The 18248-nt window shown below is 63.5% G+C and carries 15 protein-coding genes; 3 read left to right on the top strand and 12 right to left on the bottom strand.

The annotated features are described in order from the left end of the window. The first annotated feature begins 25 nt into the window (after positions 1-25). Both E4Z66_RS10895 and E4Z66_RS10890 read left to right on the top strand, forming a co-directional pair. Complete coding sequence (locus E4Z66_RS10895) at positions 26-373, top strand: antibiotic biosynthesis monooxygenase family protein (protein WP_136463004.1); 348 nt, start codon at positions 26-28, stop codon at positions 371-373. Beyond that, positions 363-1283, top strand: coding sequence for a DMT family transporter (locus E4Z66_RS10890; RefSeq protein ID WP_136463003.1), 921 nt, complete (start codon positions 363-365; stop codon positions 1281-1283). The genes E4Z66_RS10895 and E4Z66_RS10890 overlap by 11 nt, the downstream gene beginning before the upstream one ends. 6 nt (positions 1284-1289) lie before the next feature. Here E4Z66_RS10890 and glmM read toward each other — a convergent pair whose 3' ends face one another. From glmM to E4Z66_RS10845, 9 genes are all read right to left on the bottom strand, one after another. Then, entirely contained in the window at positions 1290-2627 is a 1338-nt protein-coding gene (glmM, locus tag E4Z66_RS10885) for a phosphoglucosamine mutase (protein ID WP_136463002.1), read from the bottom strand. Further along, positions 2627-3643, bottom strand: a complete 1017-nt coding sequence (gene folP, locus E4Z66_RS10880; RefSeq protein WP_136463001.1) for a dihydropteroate synthase — start codon at positions 3641-3643, stop codon at positions 2627-2629. The genes glmM and folP overlap by 1 nt, the downstream gene beginning before the upstream one ends. Next, positions 3640-4578, bottom strand: a complete 939-nt coding sequence (locus E4Z66_RS10875; RefSeq protein WP_136463000.1) for a dihydroneopterin aldolase — start codon at positions 4576-4578, stop codon at positions 3640-3642. Before E4Z66_RS10875 ends, folP begins: the two co-directional genes overlap by 4 nt. Positions 4579-4681: 103 nt before the next feature. Next, entirely contained in the window at positions 4682-5254 is a 573-nt protein-coding gene (locus tag E4Z66_RS10870) for a cell wall hydrolase (protein WP_425456132.1), read from the bottom strand. Between the two features lie 210 nt (positions 5255-5464). Then, positions 5465-8017, bottom strand: coding sequence for a putative PEP-binding protein (locus tag E4Z66_RS10865; protein ID WP_136462999.1), 2553 nt, complete (start codon positions 8015-8017; stop codon positions 5465-5467). An 86-nt stretch (positions 8018-8103) separates the two neighbouring features. Next, positions 8104-10332: a glycine--tRNA ligase subunit beta gene (glyS, locus tag E4Z66_RS10860; RefSeq protein ID WP_136462998.1), complete on the bottom strand. Its 2229-nt coding sequence runs from the start codon at positions 10330-10332 to the stop codon at positions 8104-8106. Continuing rightward, entirely contained in the window at positions 10333-10860 is a 528-nt protein-coding gene (locus tag E4Z66_RS10855) for a DUF6446 family protein (protein WP_136462997.1), read from the bottom strand. It abuts the gene before it with no gap. Positions 10861-10863: 3 nt separating this feature from the next. After that, the gene (locus E4Z66_RS10850; RefSeq protein ID WP_136462996.1) at positions 10864-11337 is read right to left on the bottom strand and encodes a hypothetical protein; all 474 of its coding nucleotides are present in this window, start codon (positions 11335-11337) and stop codon (positions 10864-10866) included. Next, the gene (locus E4Z66_RS10845) at positions 11334-12272 is read right to left on the bottom strand and encodes a glycine--tRNA ligase subunit alpha (RefSeq protein WP_136462995.1); all 939 of its coding nucleotides are present in this window, start codon (positions 12270-12272) and stop codon (positions 11334-11336) included. Before E4Z66_RS10845 ends, E4Z66_RS10850 begins: the two co-directional genes overlap by 4 nt. A 166-nt stretch (positions 12273-12438) precedes the next feature. Between E4Z66_RS10845 and E4Z66_RS10840 the strand changes: the two genes are divergently transcribed. Continuing rightward, positions 12439-14223 carry a serine protease gene (locus tag E4Z66_RS10840; RefSeq protein ID WP_136462994.1) on the top strand — a complete coding sequence of 595 codons (1785 nt, stop codon included), beginning with the start codon at positions 12439-12441 and terminating at the stop codon, positions 14221-14223. Positions 14224-14262: 39 nt separating this feature from the next. On the opposite strand, the gene E4Z66_RS10835 is transcribed toward E4Z66_RS10840, so the two are convergent. The 3 genes from E4Z66_RS10835 to E4Z66_RS19760 are packed head-to-tail and all read right to left on the bottom strand — an operon-like array spanning position 14263 to position 18232. After that, positions 14263-15861: a thiamine pyrophosphate-binding protein gene (locus E4Z66_RS10835; protein ID WP_136462993.1), complete on the bottom strand. Its 1599-nt coding sequence runs from the start codon at positions 15859-15861 to the stop codon at positions 14263-14265. Continuing rightward, complete coding sequence (locus tag E4Z66_RS10830; protein WP_136462992.1) at positions 15861-17309, bottom strand: TrkH family potassium uptake protein; 1449 nt, start codon at positions 17307-17309, stop codon at positions 15861-15863. The genes E4Z66_RS10835 and E4Z66_RS10830 overlap by 1 nt, the downstream gene beginning before the upstream one ends. Before the next feature lie 41 nt (positions 17310-17350). Next, on the bottom strand, positions 17351-18232 hold the full coding sequence (locus E4Z66_RS19760; RefSeq protein ID WP_211097139.1) for a hypothetical protein: 882 nt from the start codon (positions 18230-18232) through the stop codon (positions 17351-17353). Positions 18233-18248: the final 16 nt, after the last annotated feature.

Raw genomic sequence — 18248 nt, 5'->3', positions numbered from 1 at the left:
GCTGGCACGAGGGAGGGACCACAACATGATCGCAGTGATTTTCGAGGTATGGCCAAAGGACGGCCATCGCGACCCCTATCTGGAACGCGCCGCTGGCTTGCGCGCGGTGCTGTCGCAAGCGCCCGGCTTCATCTCTGTCGAGCGGTTCGAAAGCCTGACAGAGCCGGGCAAGCTGCTGTCGCTCTCTTTCTGGGAAAGCGAAGAGGCGCTGGAAGCATGGCGCGCCGTGCCCAAACATCGGGACGCCCAGACCGCCGGGCGCGATATTCATTTTGCAGATTATCGCCTGCGCGTGGCGGGCGTTCTGCGCGATTATGGCATGACCGATCGCAGCCAAGCACCGGCGGACAGCAAGGCCCTGCATGACACCTGACATCACGTGGAAAAGCTGGGCCATGGTCGGGATTCTGGGCCTGACATGGGGCGGAACATTCCTTGTGACCGAACTGGCGCTGGAGGAGTTTCCCCCCTTCTGGCTTGCCGCCGGCCGCATCACCTTTGCCGCGCTGGTCATGAGCGCGGTCTGGCAAGGCATGGTGGGCGGCCGCCTCTTTGCCAGCCCGCCCCCGCCCAGTGCCATTGTCGCGGTGCTGTCGATCGGCGCGTTTTCCACCGCGATCCCCTTCACGCTTCTGGCATGGGGGCAGCAATTCGTGACCTCTGGCTTGGCGGGCGTATCGATGGCTTCGGTCGGGCTGATTGTCCTGCCCCTCGCGCATTTCTTCGTCCCCGGAGAAGCGATGACCCTGCGGCGCAGCCTTGGCTTTCTCATCGGGTTCGCGGGGGTCTGCCTGTTGCTGGGCAGTCAGGCCTTCGACACGATAGGCGCGGCGCTGGAATGGGCGGGACGACTGGCCTGCATCAGCGCCGCCTGCTGCTATGGTATCTCCTCCGTGCTGATGCGCCGTCTGCCATCAATCGATCCAATCGGGCTGGCAACGATCTTGCTGATCATCGCGGCCTGCATGGTCATCCCCTTGGCGCTGCTGCGCGAAGGAGCGCCGCCCCTGCCCACGGCCAAGGGATTGATGATCCTCGCCTTTCTGGGGCTCATCCCAACCGCCGCCGCCAGCCTGCTGCGGGTTCTGGTGATCCGGTCCGCCGGACCGGTCTTTATGTCGCTGACAAATTTCCAAGTCCCGGTCTGGTCGCTGGTTCTGGGCGCAGTGCTGCTGAACGAGCCGCTGCCCGGCACCCTTGTCATCGCGCTGGCACTGATCCTTGCCGGGTCGGGGCTTAGCCAATATGGCGCGCTTTCCCGTATGTTTCGGGCGCGGGCCTGAACGGGCTTAGGATGCGCTTGCGACCTCGGCCACGATCCCGTCAACGACCCGTTCCAGCATCGCTTCGTCCTCGCATTCGGCCATGACGCGGATCAGCGGCTCTGTGCCGGACTTGCGGATCAGCACCCGGCCCTTCTGGCCCATCTCGGCCTCGCCCGCCTTGATCGCATCCTGTACCGATTGCGCCTCAAGCGGGGATGCCCCGGCCGCATAGCGCACGTTCTTCAGCAGTTGCGGCACCGGCTCGAACGAGCGCAGAAGCTTGGAGGCCTGTTTGCCGCTGCGCACCATCTCTGCCAGAAATTGCAGGCCCGCCATCAGGCCATCCCCGGTGGTCGCGTAATCGGTCATCACGATATGACCCGATTGTTCGCCGCCAAGGTTGAACCCACCCTCGCGCATCCGTTCGACCACATAGCGGTCCCCGACCGATGTACGTTCCAACCGGACGCCATGGCCTTCAAGATACCGCTCCAGCCCCAGATTGGACATGACCGTGGCCACAAGCGCGTCGCCTTTCAGACGATCCTCGGCCTTCCAGCGCGTAGCCATCAGCGCCATGAACTGATCGCCATCACCAATCTGGCCCTTTTCGTCGATCAGGATCAGCCGATCCGCGTCGCCATCCAGACAAATCCCCACATCCGCCTCATGCGCCAGCACCGCCTGCGCGGCCGTGCGCGGCGATGTCGATCCGCAATTGAGGTTGATATTGTGGCCGTTCGGGCTGACGCCGATTTCAATCACATCCGCGCCAAGTTCCCAAAGCGCCGTGGGCGCAACGTTATAGGCCGCCCCATGCGCGCAATCCACGACCACCTTGATCCCGTCCAGACGCATCTGCCGGGGGAAGGTGCTTTTGACCCGCTCCACATAGCGGAAGCGGCCATCGTCGATCCGCTTGGCGCGTCCGATCTCTGCGGCGGGGACCGGGTCCACCCCCTGCGTCACCAGCTCTTCGATCTCGGCTTCGACCGCGTCGGACAGCTTGAACCCGTCCGGGCCAAAAAACTTGATCCCGTTATCAATCGCCGGGTTATGCGAGGCAGAGATCATCACCCCAAGATCGGCGCGCATTGACCGGGTCAACAGCCCCACGGCGGGCGTCGGCACCGGCCCCAGCAACAGCACATTCATCCCGGTAGATGTCAGGCCCGCCGTAAGCGCGTTTTCGAACATATAGCCCGACAGGCGCGTGTCCTTGCCGATGACCACGCGGTGCACACCGCCATCGCGCGCGAAATAGCGCCCCACCGCCGCACCAAGGTTCAGCGCGTTGCTGGCTGTCATGAAGCCGGTATTGGCGGTCCCGCGAACGCCGTCTGTTCCGAAAAGCTCACCCATCAATCCGTCTTTCCTACGGTTACCGCCTGCCACAATGCCACTGCCTGCCGGGTTTCGGCGACATCGTGTACCCGCACTATTTGCACGCCCTGCGCAATGCCCGCAAGCGCGACGGCGATTGATCCGGGGGCGCGGTCAGCGGGTTCGGGCGCATTCCCGATAGTGCCGATAAAGCGCTTACGCGATGCGCCCAACAGGATCGGCACACCCAGCCCTTGGAACACCGAAAGCCGGTTCAGCAGTGCAAGATTATGCGCCGCAGTCTTGCCAAAGCCGATGCCGGGGTCCGCGATGATACTGTGCCGCGCGATCCCCTGCGCGACCAACGCCTCGATCCGATCGGCAAGGTAGTCATAGACATCCAGCAGCACGTCATCATAGCGCGGATCGTTCTGCATCATCTCCGGATCGCCCAGCGCATGCATGGCGCAGACCGGAACGGCGCGCGCAGCACATAGTGGCGCAAGTGCCGGATCATATGTGAACCCGGCCACGTCATTGACCAGGCTCGCCCCCGCATCCAGCGCCGCACCGGCCACCGCCGCCTTGCGTGTATCGATGGAGATCGGCAGCGTCACACCAGCGGCGCGCAGCCCCGCGATCACCGGGGCCGTGCGCTGAATTTCATCCTCCGCCGGAACCGTCTTGGCGCCGGGCCGTGTGCTTTCGCCACCCACATCAAGGATATCCGCGCCCGCTTGCGCCAAAGCGACACCGGCGGCCACCGCCTGCGCGGCTGCGTCAAAGCGCCCCCCGTCCGAGAAACTGTCCGGCGTGACATTGAGAATTCCCATGATTTGGGGCCGCGCCATATCCATACCAGCGATATCGGCGCGCGGCGCAGTCAGCGCCTCCCGCCATTCTGCGGGCAAGGCAGTGACTGGCAGGACGTCTGGCGCGCGGCCACGGCGCAAATGCTCCACCTGTGTGAACCATCCGATCCCACCGGCCAGGGGCAACGCCTCTGCCGGGCGGGTCCGGTCCATCTGCACCAGGGGCCGGAAATAATTGGTCATGTCAGGTCCAGCGCGCGCGATTGGGCTGAAAGCGGACGCACGGGGCACGCCGTATCCCCGGCCACGGCGTCAAGCCGCCCCTCACCCAGAAGCAACATCTCTTCTGCGGCAAATGTCGCGGCGAACCACGCCGCCAGCGCCACCGCGTCATCGGCGGCCGTGCCGGGGCTGTCGACCGCATCCAGCACGATCTTGGACGGGGCCCAGACGCAAATCTGCCCATTGCGCATTGCCCAATCGAGTTCCGTGCGCGTCTCGACCACTTTGCAGCGCGCATCCCGCGCGGCCAGCACCCAAGCGTTCTGTTCAATCGCAAGCAGGTCGATACGGCGCTGCGCCAGCGGGTGATCGGCCTGCGGCAAATCAAGATCCGCCGCGCCAACGCAAAAGATCAGCGGCTTGCCAAGCGCCTGAAGCTGGTCGATCCACGCTTCCAGATGGGGTGAGGCAAGCGCCGCATTGGAAAGATACACGATCTCGGGATGGGGCGCGTCATCATCGGCCACCTGCGCGCCAGAGCCGCTGGAGCGCACGATTTCCACCCCCAGCGCCCCCGGCCCGCGATCCAGCTTTTCGATCCGCACGAAGACGCGCATGGCTTGCGGCTCGTTCAGAATCCGCTCGGCCACACGTTCGGCCAACGTCTCCAGCAGGTTGAGCCGTTCTTCCGCCAGCGCCGCCGCAATTGCCTCCGTCACCTTGTCATAGCTGAGGATGCGGTCCACATCGTCGTCAATCGGCCCCGATAGCGGGCGCACTTCCACGACGATGTTGAAACAGACCCGCTGCGTCACACCGCGTTCGGCCTGAAAGGCGCCGATCTCGACCTCGACCACATGATCGCGGACCGAAATCCGGTCGAGAGGGGCAGATGTCGCCGTCGCCTCGGCCCGTTCGCTGGGATGGGCAAAGGCCAACCGGATTTCTGAACTCATGAGGGGGACCTCCATCACCGCTTTGGCGCTCTATATCCTGCGCGGGCAGGAACGCAAATTCCGGCGGCGACACCTTGCGGGCTGAACCCGCCTTTCGCCGGCGTCAGTTGGACGCGGTGCGATAGGTATGGCGGTAGAAGATATGCACGCCGATCTTGGTCGTGCGTGTGTAGGTCTTGGACCAACGCGGGTTCACCGCCGTCGTGTGATAGTGGGTCGCGCCGCTGGTCAGAGGGGCCACCTTGCCGTCCAGCATCGCCCGCGCCACCTTGCCGACGCGCTTATAGGCTTTCGGTTCGTGGATCACTTCCTTCTTGCCGTCGCAGGTATAGGTGAACTGGCACTGATACCGCTTGCCGGTGCCTTGGTTGATCACCCCGCAGACAGACCCGGGGAAGCGTGCGCTTTTCACCCGGTTCAGGATCACTTCCGCCACCGCGAACTGGCCCTTGATCGTCTCGCCTCGCGCCTCGAAATAAAGCGCTTCGGATAGGCACTGCCATTCCGACCCGCCCTTCGCGGCAGGCTGCGCATCCAGCCACGAGCGGCTGAACTGCACCCCGGCATGACGCGGCGCGGGCGCGCTGAGCAATTCTTCGATCAGGGCCGGTTTCAGGCTTGCCAGCCCACGGGACTCAATGCGGCGAAGCTCCTCGACGGTTGCATCGGAAGCCAACGCGAAGGATGAGATACACAAGCATATTGATGCCACGAGGGCTGAAATCAGGCAGCGCATGATGAAGGCAGTCTCCACAAAATCGGGCAGCAAGTAGCCCGAATTGCCACAATCGTCCAGACCAGCGTCACATTTCACGCGGGACGGGTGATTTTCCGCCAGTATCTGCGCTGGGGAAACGATCCCCAAGACCACGACATATTGTAGCCGTCAGGCCGCCCGTTGGTTGATCTTGTCCGCAATCGCAAGTTGCGCAGCGGCCAGTCGCGCAACCGGAACGCGGAAGGGAGAACAGGACACATAGTCGAATCCGGCCTCTCGGCAGAAGGCAATCGATTCGGGATTGCCCCCGTGTTCGCCACAAATGGACAGCGTCAGGCCGGGCTGCGCCGCGCGCCCGCGCTCTGCGCCGAGCTTCAAAAGCTCCCCCACCCCTTCGATATCGAGCGTGTGGAACGGGTCTTCGGCATAGACGCCCTGCTGCACATAGACCGACATGAACCGCCCCGCATCGTCGCGGGACAGACCATAGGTCATCTGCGTCAGGTCATTGGTGCCGAAGCTGAGGAAGGCACAATGCTGCGCGATTTCACCGGCGCGCAAAGCCGCGCGCGGGGTTTCGACCATGACGCCCAGACGATAGGTGAAGTCGCGCTCTTGCTCATTGCGCACAGCGGCGGCCACGGCGTCGACGCGCGTCTTGACCAGTTCCACTTCGCGCTTGGCCGATACCAGCGGGATCATGATCTCAGGCACCACCGGATCGCCCTCGGCGCTAGCGGCCAATGTTGCCTCAAAGATCGCGCGCGCCTGCATCTCGTAGATTTCGGGCACCGTCACCCCAAGCCGCACGCCGCGCATCCCCAGCATCGGGTTATATTCGCGCAACGCATCCACCCGCCGCGTCACATCCGACAGCGGCAAATCCAGCGCCTCGGCCAGTTCACGCTGGCCGCTACGGTCGGACGGCAGGAATTCATGCAGCGGCGGGTCGAACAGCCGGATCGTGACGGGCTTGCCTTCCATGATGCGGAAAAGCTCTGTGAAATCAGCGCGCTGCATGGGAAGCAGACGCTCCAGCACCTCGCGCCGATCCTCGGGATCTGCGGTAAAGATCATCTCGCGCATGACCGTCAGGCGGTCAGCCTCGAAGAACATATGTTCGGTCCGGCACAAGCCGATGCCTTCGGCGTCGAAATTGCGCGCGGTCTGCGCATCGACGGGCGTGTCGGCATTGGCGCGAATGCCCAGATCGCTGGCCTCTTTCGCCCAATCCATGATCGCCTGAAACGCATCGTCCTGTGCCGCTTCCAGCAGCGGCGGCGCCCCGGCCAGCACCTGCCCGGTAGAGCCGTCGATGGTGATCTCGTCGCCTTGGGTGAACACACGTCCATCCGGCGCGGTCAGCGTCTTTTGCCGGACCTGAAAGCGCATGTCATTGGCCCCGACAACGCAAGGAAGCCCCATGCCGCGCCCGATCACCGCCGCGTGGCTGGTGATCCCGCCCTTTTCGGTCAGCACCGCCGCAGAGACATGCATCCCCCGGATGTCTTCCGGGTTTGTCTCGCGCCGGACGAGGATACAAGGCTCGCCGCGCGCGGCGCTGGCCTGCGCCTCGGTCGAGGAAAACACGATCTTGCCCGTTGCCGCGCCGGGGCTGGCGGCGATGCCGGTGCCGATCAGGTCACGCGGCGCTTCAGGATCGACCTGCCGGTGCAGAAGTTCGTTCAGCGTGCGCGGCGGAATGCGCATCAACGCCTCTTCGCGCGGAATGATCCCATCCGCGGCCAGATCAACGGCGATACGCACGCTTGCCCGTGCCGAGCGTGCCACGCGCACCCCGTCAAGGATATGCACCTCGCCATCATCCAGCGCGAATTCGACCTGCATCTCTTCGCGCAGCTTGCGGCGCATCAGTTCGGCATATTCCACCAAGGCGCCAAAGGCTTTGGGCGCAATATCCTGCAAGGAGGGGCCGCGCGGATCATGGGTCAGAAACAGCGCCTCGGATTCAGGCTTCAACGCCTCGCGCCCTTGGCTTTGGCTCAGATACCGCCCTGTCACCTGCGGCGCGCCGGTGGCGGTGTCCACCAGTTGCAACACGCCGGAGCCGGATTCGCCCTTGCCGATGCCAAAGACCATGCGCTGCACCACCAGCCCAAGCCCCGCATCCGGCGGCGCACCGCGCGCTTGACGGAGCAGGCGAGCTGTCGTCCCCTCCCATGCGCGCGCCATGGATTTGAGCACATCCGACAACTGCCGCGCGGGATCTTGCGGAAAGGCTTCCTCCGCCTCGTCCTCATAGGCGGTCAGGCATTCCTGCAACGCCTCTTGCGGCGAAGCGCAGGTCACATGTTCGAACACATCCGGGTCCAGCCGCGCCACATGGACAGCGTAGGATTGCACAAACCGCGCATAGATCCGCGCCGCCGCGTCGGCCCCAAGCTCGCTGCGCAATTCCTCGAAACAGGCGTCGTTCATCCCGATATTGAGGATCGCGCCCGGCCCGCCCCAGTCAGGGTCTTCCGAACTTGGCCGCACACAAAGCAGCCCGCCCGAAGGAAAGGCCGACACGATCCGATCCACATCCGGCAAAACGCCCTGCGCGATTTCCTTAACTGCCGGAAAGGACAGCGCCACAGTGGGCGGCACCGGCAGGTTAAGACGTGTCAGACGTTGCAGGCATTTCGCGCGCCCCCCATGAGTCGCCGCCGCAATCGGTGCGTCAGGCGTCACAAGGGTCACGTTGGGATCGGTGTTCATCCACACTCTTTCTGCACTGCGGCAAAGCCAATTCGCCCGCAGGATAGGCAGAAATGCCTGTCACGCAAGCGTTACATGAACGCAGATCAACCTTCGATCCGCGTCAAATCGGCCACGCCCAGACAGACCTGCCGAATGCGCGACAGCAGGTTCAGGCGATTGCGCCGCACGGTCTGGTTGTCTGCATTGATCATGACGGCTTCGAAAAACGCATCGATCGGGCCGCGCAAATCCGCCATGGCCCCCATCGCCACCGGGAAATCCTGCGCCTCGATCGCCGGGGCAATCGCGGCCTCCGCCGTGTCGAGCGCGGCGAACAGCGCGCGTTCTTCGTCCGTCTCGGCGAATTTGGGATCGGCACCGAAGGAGTATTCGACCCCGTCCTTCTCTTCCGCCTGCGTCAGAATGTTATTGGCGCGCCGGAAGCCTTGGATCAGGTTTTCGCCATCCTCGGTTTTCAGGGTCTCGGACAAAGCCTTGGCCCGGTTCACCAGAAGCGCCAGATCGTCATTGCCGGGCATGGCAAGGCAAGCGTCGATCACATCATGGCGGATGCCCTGATCGCGCAGATACACTTTCAGCCGGTCGTGCATGAAGGACAGAAGGTCGTCCGATGTATCCGGCACCGCCCCCATGACCGGCTCCAACGCACCAACGCCGTCCTGTTTGAACTTTTCGCGGAAGGTCCGCCACGCCGCGCCAAAGACGCCGTGATCTGCGATTTCCTCAAGCAGATCACGCAGTTTGTTCAACTGCGCCTCATCCAGCGCCCCGTGGTTCAGGTTGAGCTTGTGGCGCACGAATTGCGTATCGTTGAATTGATCAAGCTGGAGCGACAGACCGTTTTCCAGAACCAACCGGATCACGCCCAGCGCCGCACGGCGCAGCGCGTAGGGGTCTTTGGAACCGGTGGGTTTTTCATCGATGGCCCAGAAGCCGGTCAGCGTGTCGATCTTGTCGGCCAGCGCGACCGCGATAGAAACCGGCGCGTTTGGCACATCGTCGGACGGGCCCAGCGGCGAATAATGTTCTTCCGCCGCAGCCGCGATAGCCGCATCCTTGCCCGACGCCTCGATATAATAGCGCCCCATAAGCCCCTGAAGTTCCGGGAATTCATAGACCATTTCGGAAGACAGGTCCGCCTTGGCCAGACGCGCGGCCTCTTCCGCCTGATCGGCATCGGCGCCAACCACGGGCGCCAGATCGCGCGCAAGCGCCGCGATCCGGTCGATCCGTTCGGCCTGACTTCCCAGCTTGTTGTGGAACGTCACGTTTTCCAGCGACTTGGTCCAGACCGACATATCGGACTTGGCGACCCGCAAATCGTTCTCCCAGAAGAATTTCGCATCGGCCAGACGGGCCGACAGCACCTTCTGGTTGCCCGCAAGGATCGTCGCGCCATTATCGGCGGTTTCGCGGTTGGCCACGGTGACAAAGCGCACGATGCGCCCGTCCTTGTTTTTGACTGAGAAGAACTTCTGGTGCTCTTTCATCGAAGTTTGCAGCACTTCGGGCGGCAATTCGAGGAAATCGGCCCCGATTTCACCCATCAACGCCACCGGCCATTCGACCAGCCCGGCGACCTCTGCCAGCAGGCCACGGTCTTCGACGACTTCCAGCCCCTGCGCGAAGGCAAGGTTGGTCGCGTCGTGCCAGATCGTGTCCGCACGCTCTTGCGGGTCAAGGATGACATAGGCGCGCTTCAGCTTGGTGGCATAATCGTCGAAACCGGTGACGGAAAATGCGCCGGGCGCCATGAAACGGTGACCTTCGGTCGTGTCACCCGAAGCGATGCCTTCGACCTCCATCGGGACGACGCGCGCGCCCTCCTCATCCGAAAGAATGCACAGGATCGAATGCAGCGGGCGCACCCAGCGCAGCGTTTTATCCGCCCAGCGCATGGATTTCGGCCACGGGAAGGTGCGGATCGCGTGCTCCAGCACCTCGGCCACGATATCGGCCGCCGGGCGTCCGGGCTTTTCGATCACGGCAAAAAGCACATTGCCCTTGGGTGTTTCGCGTTCTTCGACCTGATCGCGGGTCAGACCGGCACCGCGCAGGAAGCCTTCGATCGCCTTTTCCGGCGCATCGGCGCGAGGGCCTTTGCGTTCTTCGCGCGTGGTCGGGCTTTGCCCCAGCATCCCCTCGACCGACAGCGTCAAGCGGCGCGGCGTGGAAAACGCGCCCGCGGATTCATAGGTCAGGCCAGCCTCGACAAGGCCGTCGGTGACCAGCTTCTTCAAGTCCTGCGCCGCGCGGCTCTGCATCCGCGCCGGGATTTCTTCGGAAAACAGTTCAATCAGCAGATCAGGCATTTAGTTCCTTTCCAGAGGCGGGCATTCCTCGCCCACCACCGTGCCGTCATAGGCTTTTTCGCCACAAGCGTTCAGCTCGTGCCAGATGTATCCCCGGCCATCGTCCGAGATCGCAACGATCTGGTCGACGCCATAGTGAATGTTCTTGCGGCCCAGAAAGGCCAGCATGGTGCCCGCTTCCAGTTCCGCCCCGATGTTTTCGGCATCGAAGCAATCGAACCAGTACGGCGCATTGCGTGGTGCGGGCGCATCAAGGCCCACATAGGTTTCGGTCAGCATCGCAAGGCTGAGATCGGTCTGAAAGCACGCGCGATACCGGATCGGAGAGCTGTCGGCATCAATCGCTTCGAACCCGCTGACCGGAATTTCCTCGGGCGCGTCGCTGACCACGCTGACAAGCTGCACCCCGCCCTGCGGCGCGGGCACGGCGGCATAAAAGCCGTAGACCTGAAGATAATATAGGGACGCCCCCGCGATCAGACCGGACAACAAGATGACAATCCCCACGAATTTACCGCTGACGCGCATGACCTATTGCTCACCCTCGCCCTGAACCATCAACACGCTGGCACCGCGCACGATCCGCGCCGGATGGCCGCGCCCGTCCTCGAAATTATCCGCGTCGCCCTTGATCAGGCTTTCCCAATCGCGGTCGAACCCAAGCCGCAGCGTCCAGTTGCGGTGATCGGCCTCGCGCAGATGTGCCATGAACGGCTCATTCGCAGGTGCGAAGCCCACGACTTTCTTGAGCCGGTCGAAATAGTCCCAATAGAGGATCGCGGTGCCCTTTGGTTCATCGACCTGAAGGTCTTCGCCATAGACCACGACCTCTGCCGCGATTTCGTTCATGTTTAAGATCGCGTCCATTTCCTCATGCGGGTGGCCATCCCACAGATCGGACAGCGCTTCGGCCACGACACAGGGCCGCGACGTCGCAGGTCCGCCCGCCGCATGGCCAAGCTGGGTTTCCCATCTGGTGAAACCACGGAACCCGATAGAGATCATGCGCCCGCCTCTTGCGCGGTCCAGCCGCCCGCTTCGGTCTGCACGAAGGCGTCGGCGCACAGCTTGGCCAACGTCCGCACCCGCCCGATATAGGACTGCCGCTCGGTGACGGAGATCACGCCGCGCGCGTCCAGCAGGTTAAAGATGTGGGACGCCTTGATGCACTGATCATAGGCCGGATGCGCCATGATGATGCGTTTGCCCGTCTTGGGGTCCACCGCCTCTTGATCGAGGATGGTCCGGCACTCCGCCTCCGCCTCTTCGAAGTGGCGCAACAGCACCTCTGTATTCGCGGTATCGAAGTTCCAGCGCGCATATTCCTGCTCTGTCTGGAAGAAGATGTCGCCATATTTCAGCGGGATCGGCGTTTGCGGATCATTGAACGGCATGTCCATCACGTGATCGATGCCCAGCACATACATGGCCAGACGTTCCAACCCGTAAGTCAGCTCGCCCGAGACCGGGTGGCAATCATGCCCGCCGACCTGTTGGAAATAGGTGAACTGGCTGACTTCCATCCCGTCGCACCAGACCTCCCAGCCCAGCCCCCACGCACCCAGCGTCGGGCTTTCCCAGTCATCCTCGACAAAGCGGATGTCATGCATCTCCATATCGATGCCGATCGCCTCAAGGCTGCCAAGATACAGCTCTTGCAGGTTCGGCGGGCTGGGTTTGATCAGAACCTGGTACTGGTAATAGTGCTGCAACCGGTTGGGGTTCTCGCCGTAGCGCCCATCGGTGGGACGCCGCGAGGGCTGCACATAGGCCGCCGCCCAAGGGCGCGAGCCAAGGCTGCGCAACGTGGTGGCCGGATGGAAGGTGCCCGCGCCGACCTCCATGTCGTATGGCTGCAACACCGCGCAACCTTTGGCAGCCCAGTAGGTCTGAAGGCGCAGGATGATTTCCTGAAAGGACTTGGGAGAAGTCTCGGACATGGCGGTATTTCCCGTCTTTTTGCGCGCCCTACCTAGGCCCTGCCGCGCGCAGGGTCAATTGCGTCACACCAGCGAGAGGACAGGTTTTCCCCCATGGAAAACACGGCGGAAACCTGCTTATCTGTGCGCCAGAAAAAACATGAAGTTTCCAAAGGCGTTACCCAACATGCGTAAACCGTGGCTGCTGATCGCAACCCTGACTTTTCTGGTGTCCTGGACGCTGTCCGCTGTGGCGCAATCGGCCAATGACGTCGTCTGGGTCCAGATCGAGGCGCATCCGTCGCTGGCCACCGCGCAAGAGCGGGCACAGGCCTTTGGCACGCGGCTTGAGGACGTCAACGGGTTCGCCTTGGGCGGCGGCTGGTACGGGATAGCGCTTGGCCCCTATCGCCGGATCGACGCCGAACAGGTGCTGCGCGTCTACCGCAGCGAAGGCGAGATCCCGCGCGACAGCTATATCGCGCTGTCCTCCGATTTTCGGCAGCAATTCTATCCCGCCGGTGCGGATATCCTGAACAACGGAACGCTGGCCGACCTGCCGGAGACAGCGGCCCCCACCCCCGCGACGCCGGAAACCGCGACCACCGACACCGCAACCGCTGAACCAGAACCGACCCCGCAGCCCGCCGACGAAACCCCGGCAGAGGCGCGCCGCGCCGAACAGGCGCTGGACCGGGACGCGCGCCGCGCGTTGCAAGTCGCGCTGAAATCGGCAGGGTTCTATAACTCGACCGTCGATGGCCTGTTCGGGCGCGGCACGCGCAACTCCATGGCTGCGTGGCAAGAGGCGAACGGCTTTGAAGTGACTGGCATTCTGACGACGCTGCAACGCCAGGAGCTGTTCCGCCAATATAACGCGGTGCTGGACGGCCTTGGCCTGCAAGTGGTGCGCGACGATGCTGCGGGCATTGAGATGAAAATCCCGACCGAGGTCGTCGCCTTCAGCCGCCACGATTACCCGTTCTCGCAATATGACGCGACCGGCGACATTCCTGCGCAGGTGCTGCTGATCTCGCAGGCCGGGGACCGCAACACGCTTTACGGTCTGTACGACATCATGCAGACACTTGAGATCGTCCCGCTGGAGGGCGACCGCGAACGCGGGCGCGACAGCTTCACGCTGGTCGGGCAGAACGCGAAGATGATCAGCTATACCGAGGCCCGCCTGCAAAACGGCGAGATCAAGGGCTTCACCCTTGTCTGGCCCACCGGTGACGAAGAACGCCGCACCCGGATGCTGGACGAAATGCGCAGCAGCTTCACCCGGCTGAGTGGGGTTCTCGACCCAAGCTGGAGCGACAGCGCACAGCAAGCCGTCGACCTCGTGTCTGGCCTGAAGATCCGCAAACCGAAACTGACCCGCTCGGGCTTTTTCGTGAATACCAATGGCACCGTCGTCACCGCGACAGAGGCCGTGGCAGGCTGCGCCCGCATCACGATCGACGAAGAGACAGAGGCCAGTATCGCCGCGCAGGATGACGCCACTGGCATCACCGTGCTGACGCCGACCACGGCCCTTGCCCCGCGCGCGGTGGCCCGGTTCTCCGGCACGGCGCCGCGGCTGAATTCCGATGTTGCGGTTTCCGGCTTTTCCTATGGAGGGGTGCTGGAAGTGGCGACACTGACCTTTGGGCAATTGTCCGACCTGCGCGGCCTGCGCGGCGAAGAAGACCTGACGCGCCTTGCTCTCGATAGTTTCGAGGGCGATGTCGGCGGCCCGGTCTTTGACGAGACAGGCGGCGTTCTGGGCGTTCTGCTGCCGCGCGCGGGATCGGATCGCCAGCTGCCCGCCGATGTACAATTCGCCGCCGATGCCAGGGTTGTGCAATCCCTGCTGAGCCAAAGCGGCATCGCCTCGCAGACGGGCGATGCAGGCCGCGTCATGGCCCCCGAGGACATCACAGCGCAAGCCCGCGACATGACCGTTCTGGTCAGCTGCTGGGAAGACTAAGCGCCCAGCGCCGCAGATTGCTTGCCGACGGGGCTGCGCCTATTCCGCGATCCCCGGCGTGACCCGGATCAAGGTGGGCACGGGCGCGTCGAACGCTGCGCGCACGGCCTCTTGCATGGCGTCCAATGTCTGCGGCGCGGCAGAGCGCGCGCCATATGCTTCGGCCAGCTTGACGAAATCCGGGTTGCGCTGATGCACCGCGTTCGGCGCGATTTGCGCGCCAACCATGCTGTCTTCGATCTCGCCCAGCTTGCCATTGTCCCACAGAAAGATCGGCAGGCTCAGTTCCAGTTCGACCGCCGTCGCCAGTTCCTGAACGGTGTACTGAAAGCCATAATCCCCGATGATCGCCATGGTCGGCTTCCCCGGCCGCGCCACCGCCCCGCCGATCGCCGCCGGTGTCGCATAGCCAAGCGTGCCGAACCCCGTCGGGTGGTGCCAATGGCCGGGGCGGTCCATGTCCCAGACCTCCTTCGCGGCATAGGCGAATTGGGTCATGTCGGAATAGATCATCGTGCCGCCGGGCAGGCAATCGCGGAGCGCATCGACCACGGGCAGAATGCCGGGGCGCTCGGCCTCTACTTCCGCGCGCCAGCGGCCACGGATCGCGGCGACGTCATCCGCCGTCCATTCAGAACGATGAGCGCCTGTACCCCCTGCCCCGAGCATGGCAAGGAAATCGGCCCCATCGCACAGGAACCGCGTGTCGGCAGGATGCGCGCGGGCCAAAACCTCCGGGTCGATATTGACGTGGATGGTCTTGCCCGGCGGCGTGCCGGCATCGTCCCGCCACAGATCGACCTGGGCCAGATCGCAACCGATCACCACCACGCAATCGCTTTGCGCCAGAACCTCGGCACTGCCGGGCCGGGCCAAACCCGCGCCCAACGACAGGGGATAATCGGGTGCCACCAGACCGCGCCCGGCATATGAGGTCAGCGCCGCCGCCCCGAACCTTTGCAACACATGGCCCAGATCGGCCTGCGCCATGCCACGCGCCAGACCACCGCCCAAAAGGAATAGCGGTCGGCGCGCCTGTGCCAGAGCCTCTGCCACCGACGCCACCTGATCCGCCGAAATCTGCGCGGCGACCGGACGCTGCCCATCGCGCGCAGGTGCGCGCGCGGCGTCGGCCAACCCTTCCAGCGCGGGGATTGTCACCTGAATATGCTTGGGCCGCTGGCGCCCTGTTCCAAACTCCATCAGCGCGCGATCCACCAACGCATAGGCCGTGGCCGCGTCCCGCGCTTCTTCCGACCAATCGCAGACCGCTGCCCCCGCGATGCGTTGATCCTTCATCTGGTGCAACTGCCCGCGAATGCCCGTTACATCCGGCAAGCAGGATGAAATCACCAGAACCGGCACGCTGTCGCTATAGGCTTGCCCCATCGGTGTCATGATGTTGCACAGGCCCGGCCCGGTGATCACATAGGCCACCCCCGGCTTGCCCGTGGCCCGCGCATAGCCATCGGCCATGAATCCCGCGCCTTGTTCGTGACGCGCCAGAACATGCACCAGCCCGGCCTCTTCAATGCCGCGATACATTTCCTGATTATGCACCCCCGGAATACCGAAGATGTGGCTGACCCCACGCGCTTTGAGCATGTGGGAAATCTGTGCGCCAAGTGGGCGGTTCATCAGGCTCTCCAGAATTGTACCGTAAAGATGACGTAGACGGCCAAAAGCTCCAACCGTCCGATCAGCATCGCAAAGCAGAGAATCCACTTCGCGGTGTCATTCAGCCCGGCGAAATTGCCCGCAGGGCCGATTTCCTGTCCGAGTCCGGGGCCGACATTGGCCACCGCCGTCGCCGCCCCGGAGACAGAGGTGATGAAATCCAGCCCCGTCAGCCCCAGCGCCACGGCGACGATGCCCAGCGTGAGAACGAAGAACATGAAGAACGACATGACCGAGCTTAGGACATCCTCGCCCACGGTGCGGCCTTCGAACCGTGGGGTGAAGATGCCATGCGGCGTGCGGATGCGGCGCAATTGCGAACGGATGGAGGCGAACAGGATCTGGTAGCGGAACACCTTGATCGAGCAGGAGGTCGACCCCGCGCAGCCACCGATCAGGCCGACGAAGAAGAACACCATCACCGCCAGCGGCCCCCACCGCATGTAATCCGCACTGGCATAGCCGGTGCCGGTGGTGATCGAAATCACGTTGAAGATCGCCTGCATGACCGTCGGCCGGTCATAGTCATAGGTGCTGGTCCATGTTGCCAGCAACAGGAACACCACCACGACCGCAAGGATCATCAGAAAGACACGGATTTGACTGTCACGCAGCAGCGGCTCCGCATGGCCGCCCAGAAGCTGCACGAAGCGCACGAATGGAAAGGCCGACAGCACCATAAAGACGCAGGCCACGACCAGCGTCGGCACTGAATAGGCAGAAAAAGACGCGTCGCTATTGGCCATGCCGCCCGTCGATACGGTGGTCATCGCATGCACCGTCGCGTCGAACGCATTGAGCCCGGTGGCGAGGTAGCAAAAGATGCAGGTCAGCGTCATTGACACATAGATGACCGAGATGCGCGAGGCGATTTCCGTCGCACGCGGCAGGATTTTTCCCATCGTGTCAAAGGCTTCCGACCGGAAGATCTGCATCCCGCCGACCCGAAGCTCTGGCAGGAACACCATGGCGAAGACGATGATCCCGACGCCGCCCAGCCATTGCATGATGCCGCGCCACAGCAGCAAGCCCTTGGGCAGATGCTCGATTCCAGTCAGCACGGTCGATCCGGTGGTGGTCAACGCCGACATTGCCTCGAAAAACGCGTCAACGGGGGCGGAGGCTGTCTCACCCAGCAGGAAAGGCAGCGCGCCGAAAATCGGCAGGAACAGCCAGACCGAGGTAACAAGCAGGAAGGTTTCCTGAAGCGTCAGCCCCTCGCGGACACCATTGGCACAGCTAAGTGCCAGAAAGCCGCCGATCAGCATGGTCAGCGCGGCGGATTGCATGAAGACAGGCCAGTGCCCCAGCCCTTCGGCCACATCCACCAGCAGGGGCAGCAACATGGTTGCCCCAAGAACGGTCAACAAAAGACCGATAACATATCCGACGGGGCGCAAATCTACCATGAAGCGCAGGGTTGATCTGCCCCGCCGCGACTGTCAAGCGCTCAGCTGTCGGACTTCAGCCGTTCCGGCATTTGCGGCGGCATGGAAGGCGACCGGGGCTTGCGCGCGTTCTGGGCCGCGTCTGCGCCGCTGGCGGGTTTCGGGGCAGCCGCGGCGGCGGGCGTCGGCGCGGGCGCTGCCGGTTTGGCAACCTCCGCTTTGGTCGCGGGCGCGGGTTTTGACGCGGCTTTTGGTGTGGGCTTAGCTGTTGGCTTGGCTGCGGCTTCGACCGGCTTGGGGGCAGGCTTTGCAGCAGGTTTCGGTGCGGCTTTGGCAGCGGGCTTGGGTGCAGCCTTCGCTTTGGTCGCTGGCTTCGCCGCAGGTTTGGCAGCCGCCTTCACGGCCGGTTTCGGCGCGGCTTCGGCTTTCGGCGCAGGTTTCGCTTCAACTTTCGGCGCAGGCTTGGCCACCGGTTTCGCAGCGGTTTTGGCCAAAGCCGGTTTCGCGGCCACCGGTTTCGCAGCCGCTGGTTTCGCCGGGCTGGCCTTGACCGCCGCCTTCTTCGGAGCCGCCGGTTTCGCAGCAGGCTTGGCAGCCGCACTCTTGCGCGGCGCAGGCTTGGCGGCCTTGTTCGCGACTGGTTTAGCGGCTTTCTTCGCCGCTGGCTTGGCGGCGGGTTTGGCGACGGGCTTGGCGGCGGGTTTGGCCGCGGGCTTGGCGACAGGCGTCGCTACCGAGGATACGGCGGTCTCCGCCATCGTCACCCGGACCGGAACGTCCATCAGGGTTTGCGTCAGTCGAATTTGCCCTTCGACCGCCTGCACCATCATCCGCGTCATCGCATGTTGCTGGCGCAGCCCCTGCTCCAACATCTTGGTTGCAAGCGCGCCCATCACCGCGCCAGATTTATACTGCGTCAGCATGATTTCGGTCAGTCCAGACATCGCTCAAACTCCTGTT

Source organism: Aliishimia ponticola, from assembly GCF_004803475.1.
Classification (GTDB): Bacteria; Pseudomonadota; Alphaproteobacteria; order Rhodobacterales; family Rhodobacteraceae; genus Aliishimia; species Aliishimia ponticola.
This window is presented reverse-complemented; position numbering and strand designations above follow the sequence as displayed.

What these genes read in the sequence shown, in the direction of transcription:
- E4Z66_RS10895 (WP_136463004.1), top strand. Translation starts at nt 26, where the DNA reads ATGATCGCAGTGATTTTCGAGGTATGGCCAAAGGACGGCCATCGCGAC.
- E4Z66_RS10890 (WP_136463003.1), top strand. Translation starts at nt 363, where the DNA reads ATGACACCTGACATCACGTGGAAAAGCTGGGCCATGGTCGGGATTCTG.
- glmM (WP_136463002.1), bottom strand. Translation starts at nt 2,627, where the DNA reads ATGGGTGAGCTTTTCGGAACAGACGGCGTTCGCGGGACCGCCAATACC.
- folP (WP_136463001.1), bottom strand. Translation starts at nt 3,643, where the DNA reads ATGACCAATTATTTCCGGCCCCTGGTGCAGATGGACCGGACCCGCCCG.
- E4Z66_RS10875 (WP_136463000.1), bottom strand. Translation starts at nt 4,578, where the DNA reads ATGAGTTCAGAAATCCGGTTGGCCTTTGCCCATCCCAGCGAACGGGCC.
- E4Z66_RS10865 (WP_136462999.1), bottom strand. Translation starts at nt 8,017, where the DNA reads ATGAACACCGATCCCAACGTGACCCTTGTGACGCCTGACGCACCGATT.
- glyS (WP_136462998.1), bottom strand. Translation starts at nt 10,332, where the DNA reads ATGCCTGATCTGCTGATTGAACTGTTTTCCGAAGAAATCCCGGCGCGG.
- E4Z66_RS10855 (WP_136462997.1), bottom strand. Translation starts at nt 10,860, where the DNA reads ATGCGCGTCAGCGGTAAATTCGTGGGGATTGTCATCTTGTTGTCCGGT.
- E4Z66_RS10850 (WP_136462996.1), bottom strand. Translation starts at nt 11,337, where the DNA reads ATGATCTCTATCGGGTTCCGTGGTTTCACCAGATGGGAAACCCAGCTT.
- E4Z66_RS10845 (WP_136462995.1), bottom strand. Translation starts at nt 12,272, where the DNA reads ATGTCCGAGACTTCTCCCAAGTCCTTTCAGGAAATCATCCTGCGCCTT.
- E4Z66_RS10840 (WP_136462994.1), top strand. Translation starts at nt 12,439, where the DNA reads ATGCGTAAACCGTGGCTGCTGATCGCAACCCTGACTTTTCTGGTGTCC.
- E4Z66_RS10835 (WP_136462993.1), bottom strand. Translation starts at nt 15,861, where the DNA reads ATGAACCGCCCACTTGGCGCACAGATTTCCCACATGCTCAAAGCGCGT.
- E4Z66_RS10830 (WP_136462992.1), bottom strand. Translation starts at nt 17,309, where the DNA reads ATGGTAGATTTGCGCCCCGTCGGATATGTTATCGGTCTTTTGTTGACC.
- E4Z66_RS19760 (WP_211097139.1), bottom strand. Translation starts at nt 18,232, where the DNA reads ATGTCTGGACTGACCGAAATCATGCTGACGCAGTATAAATCTGGCGCG.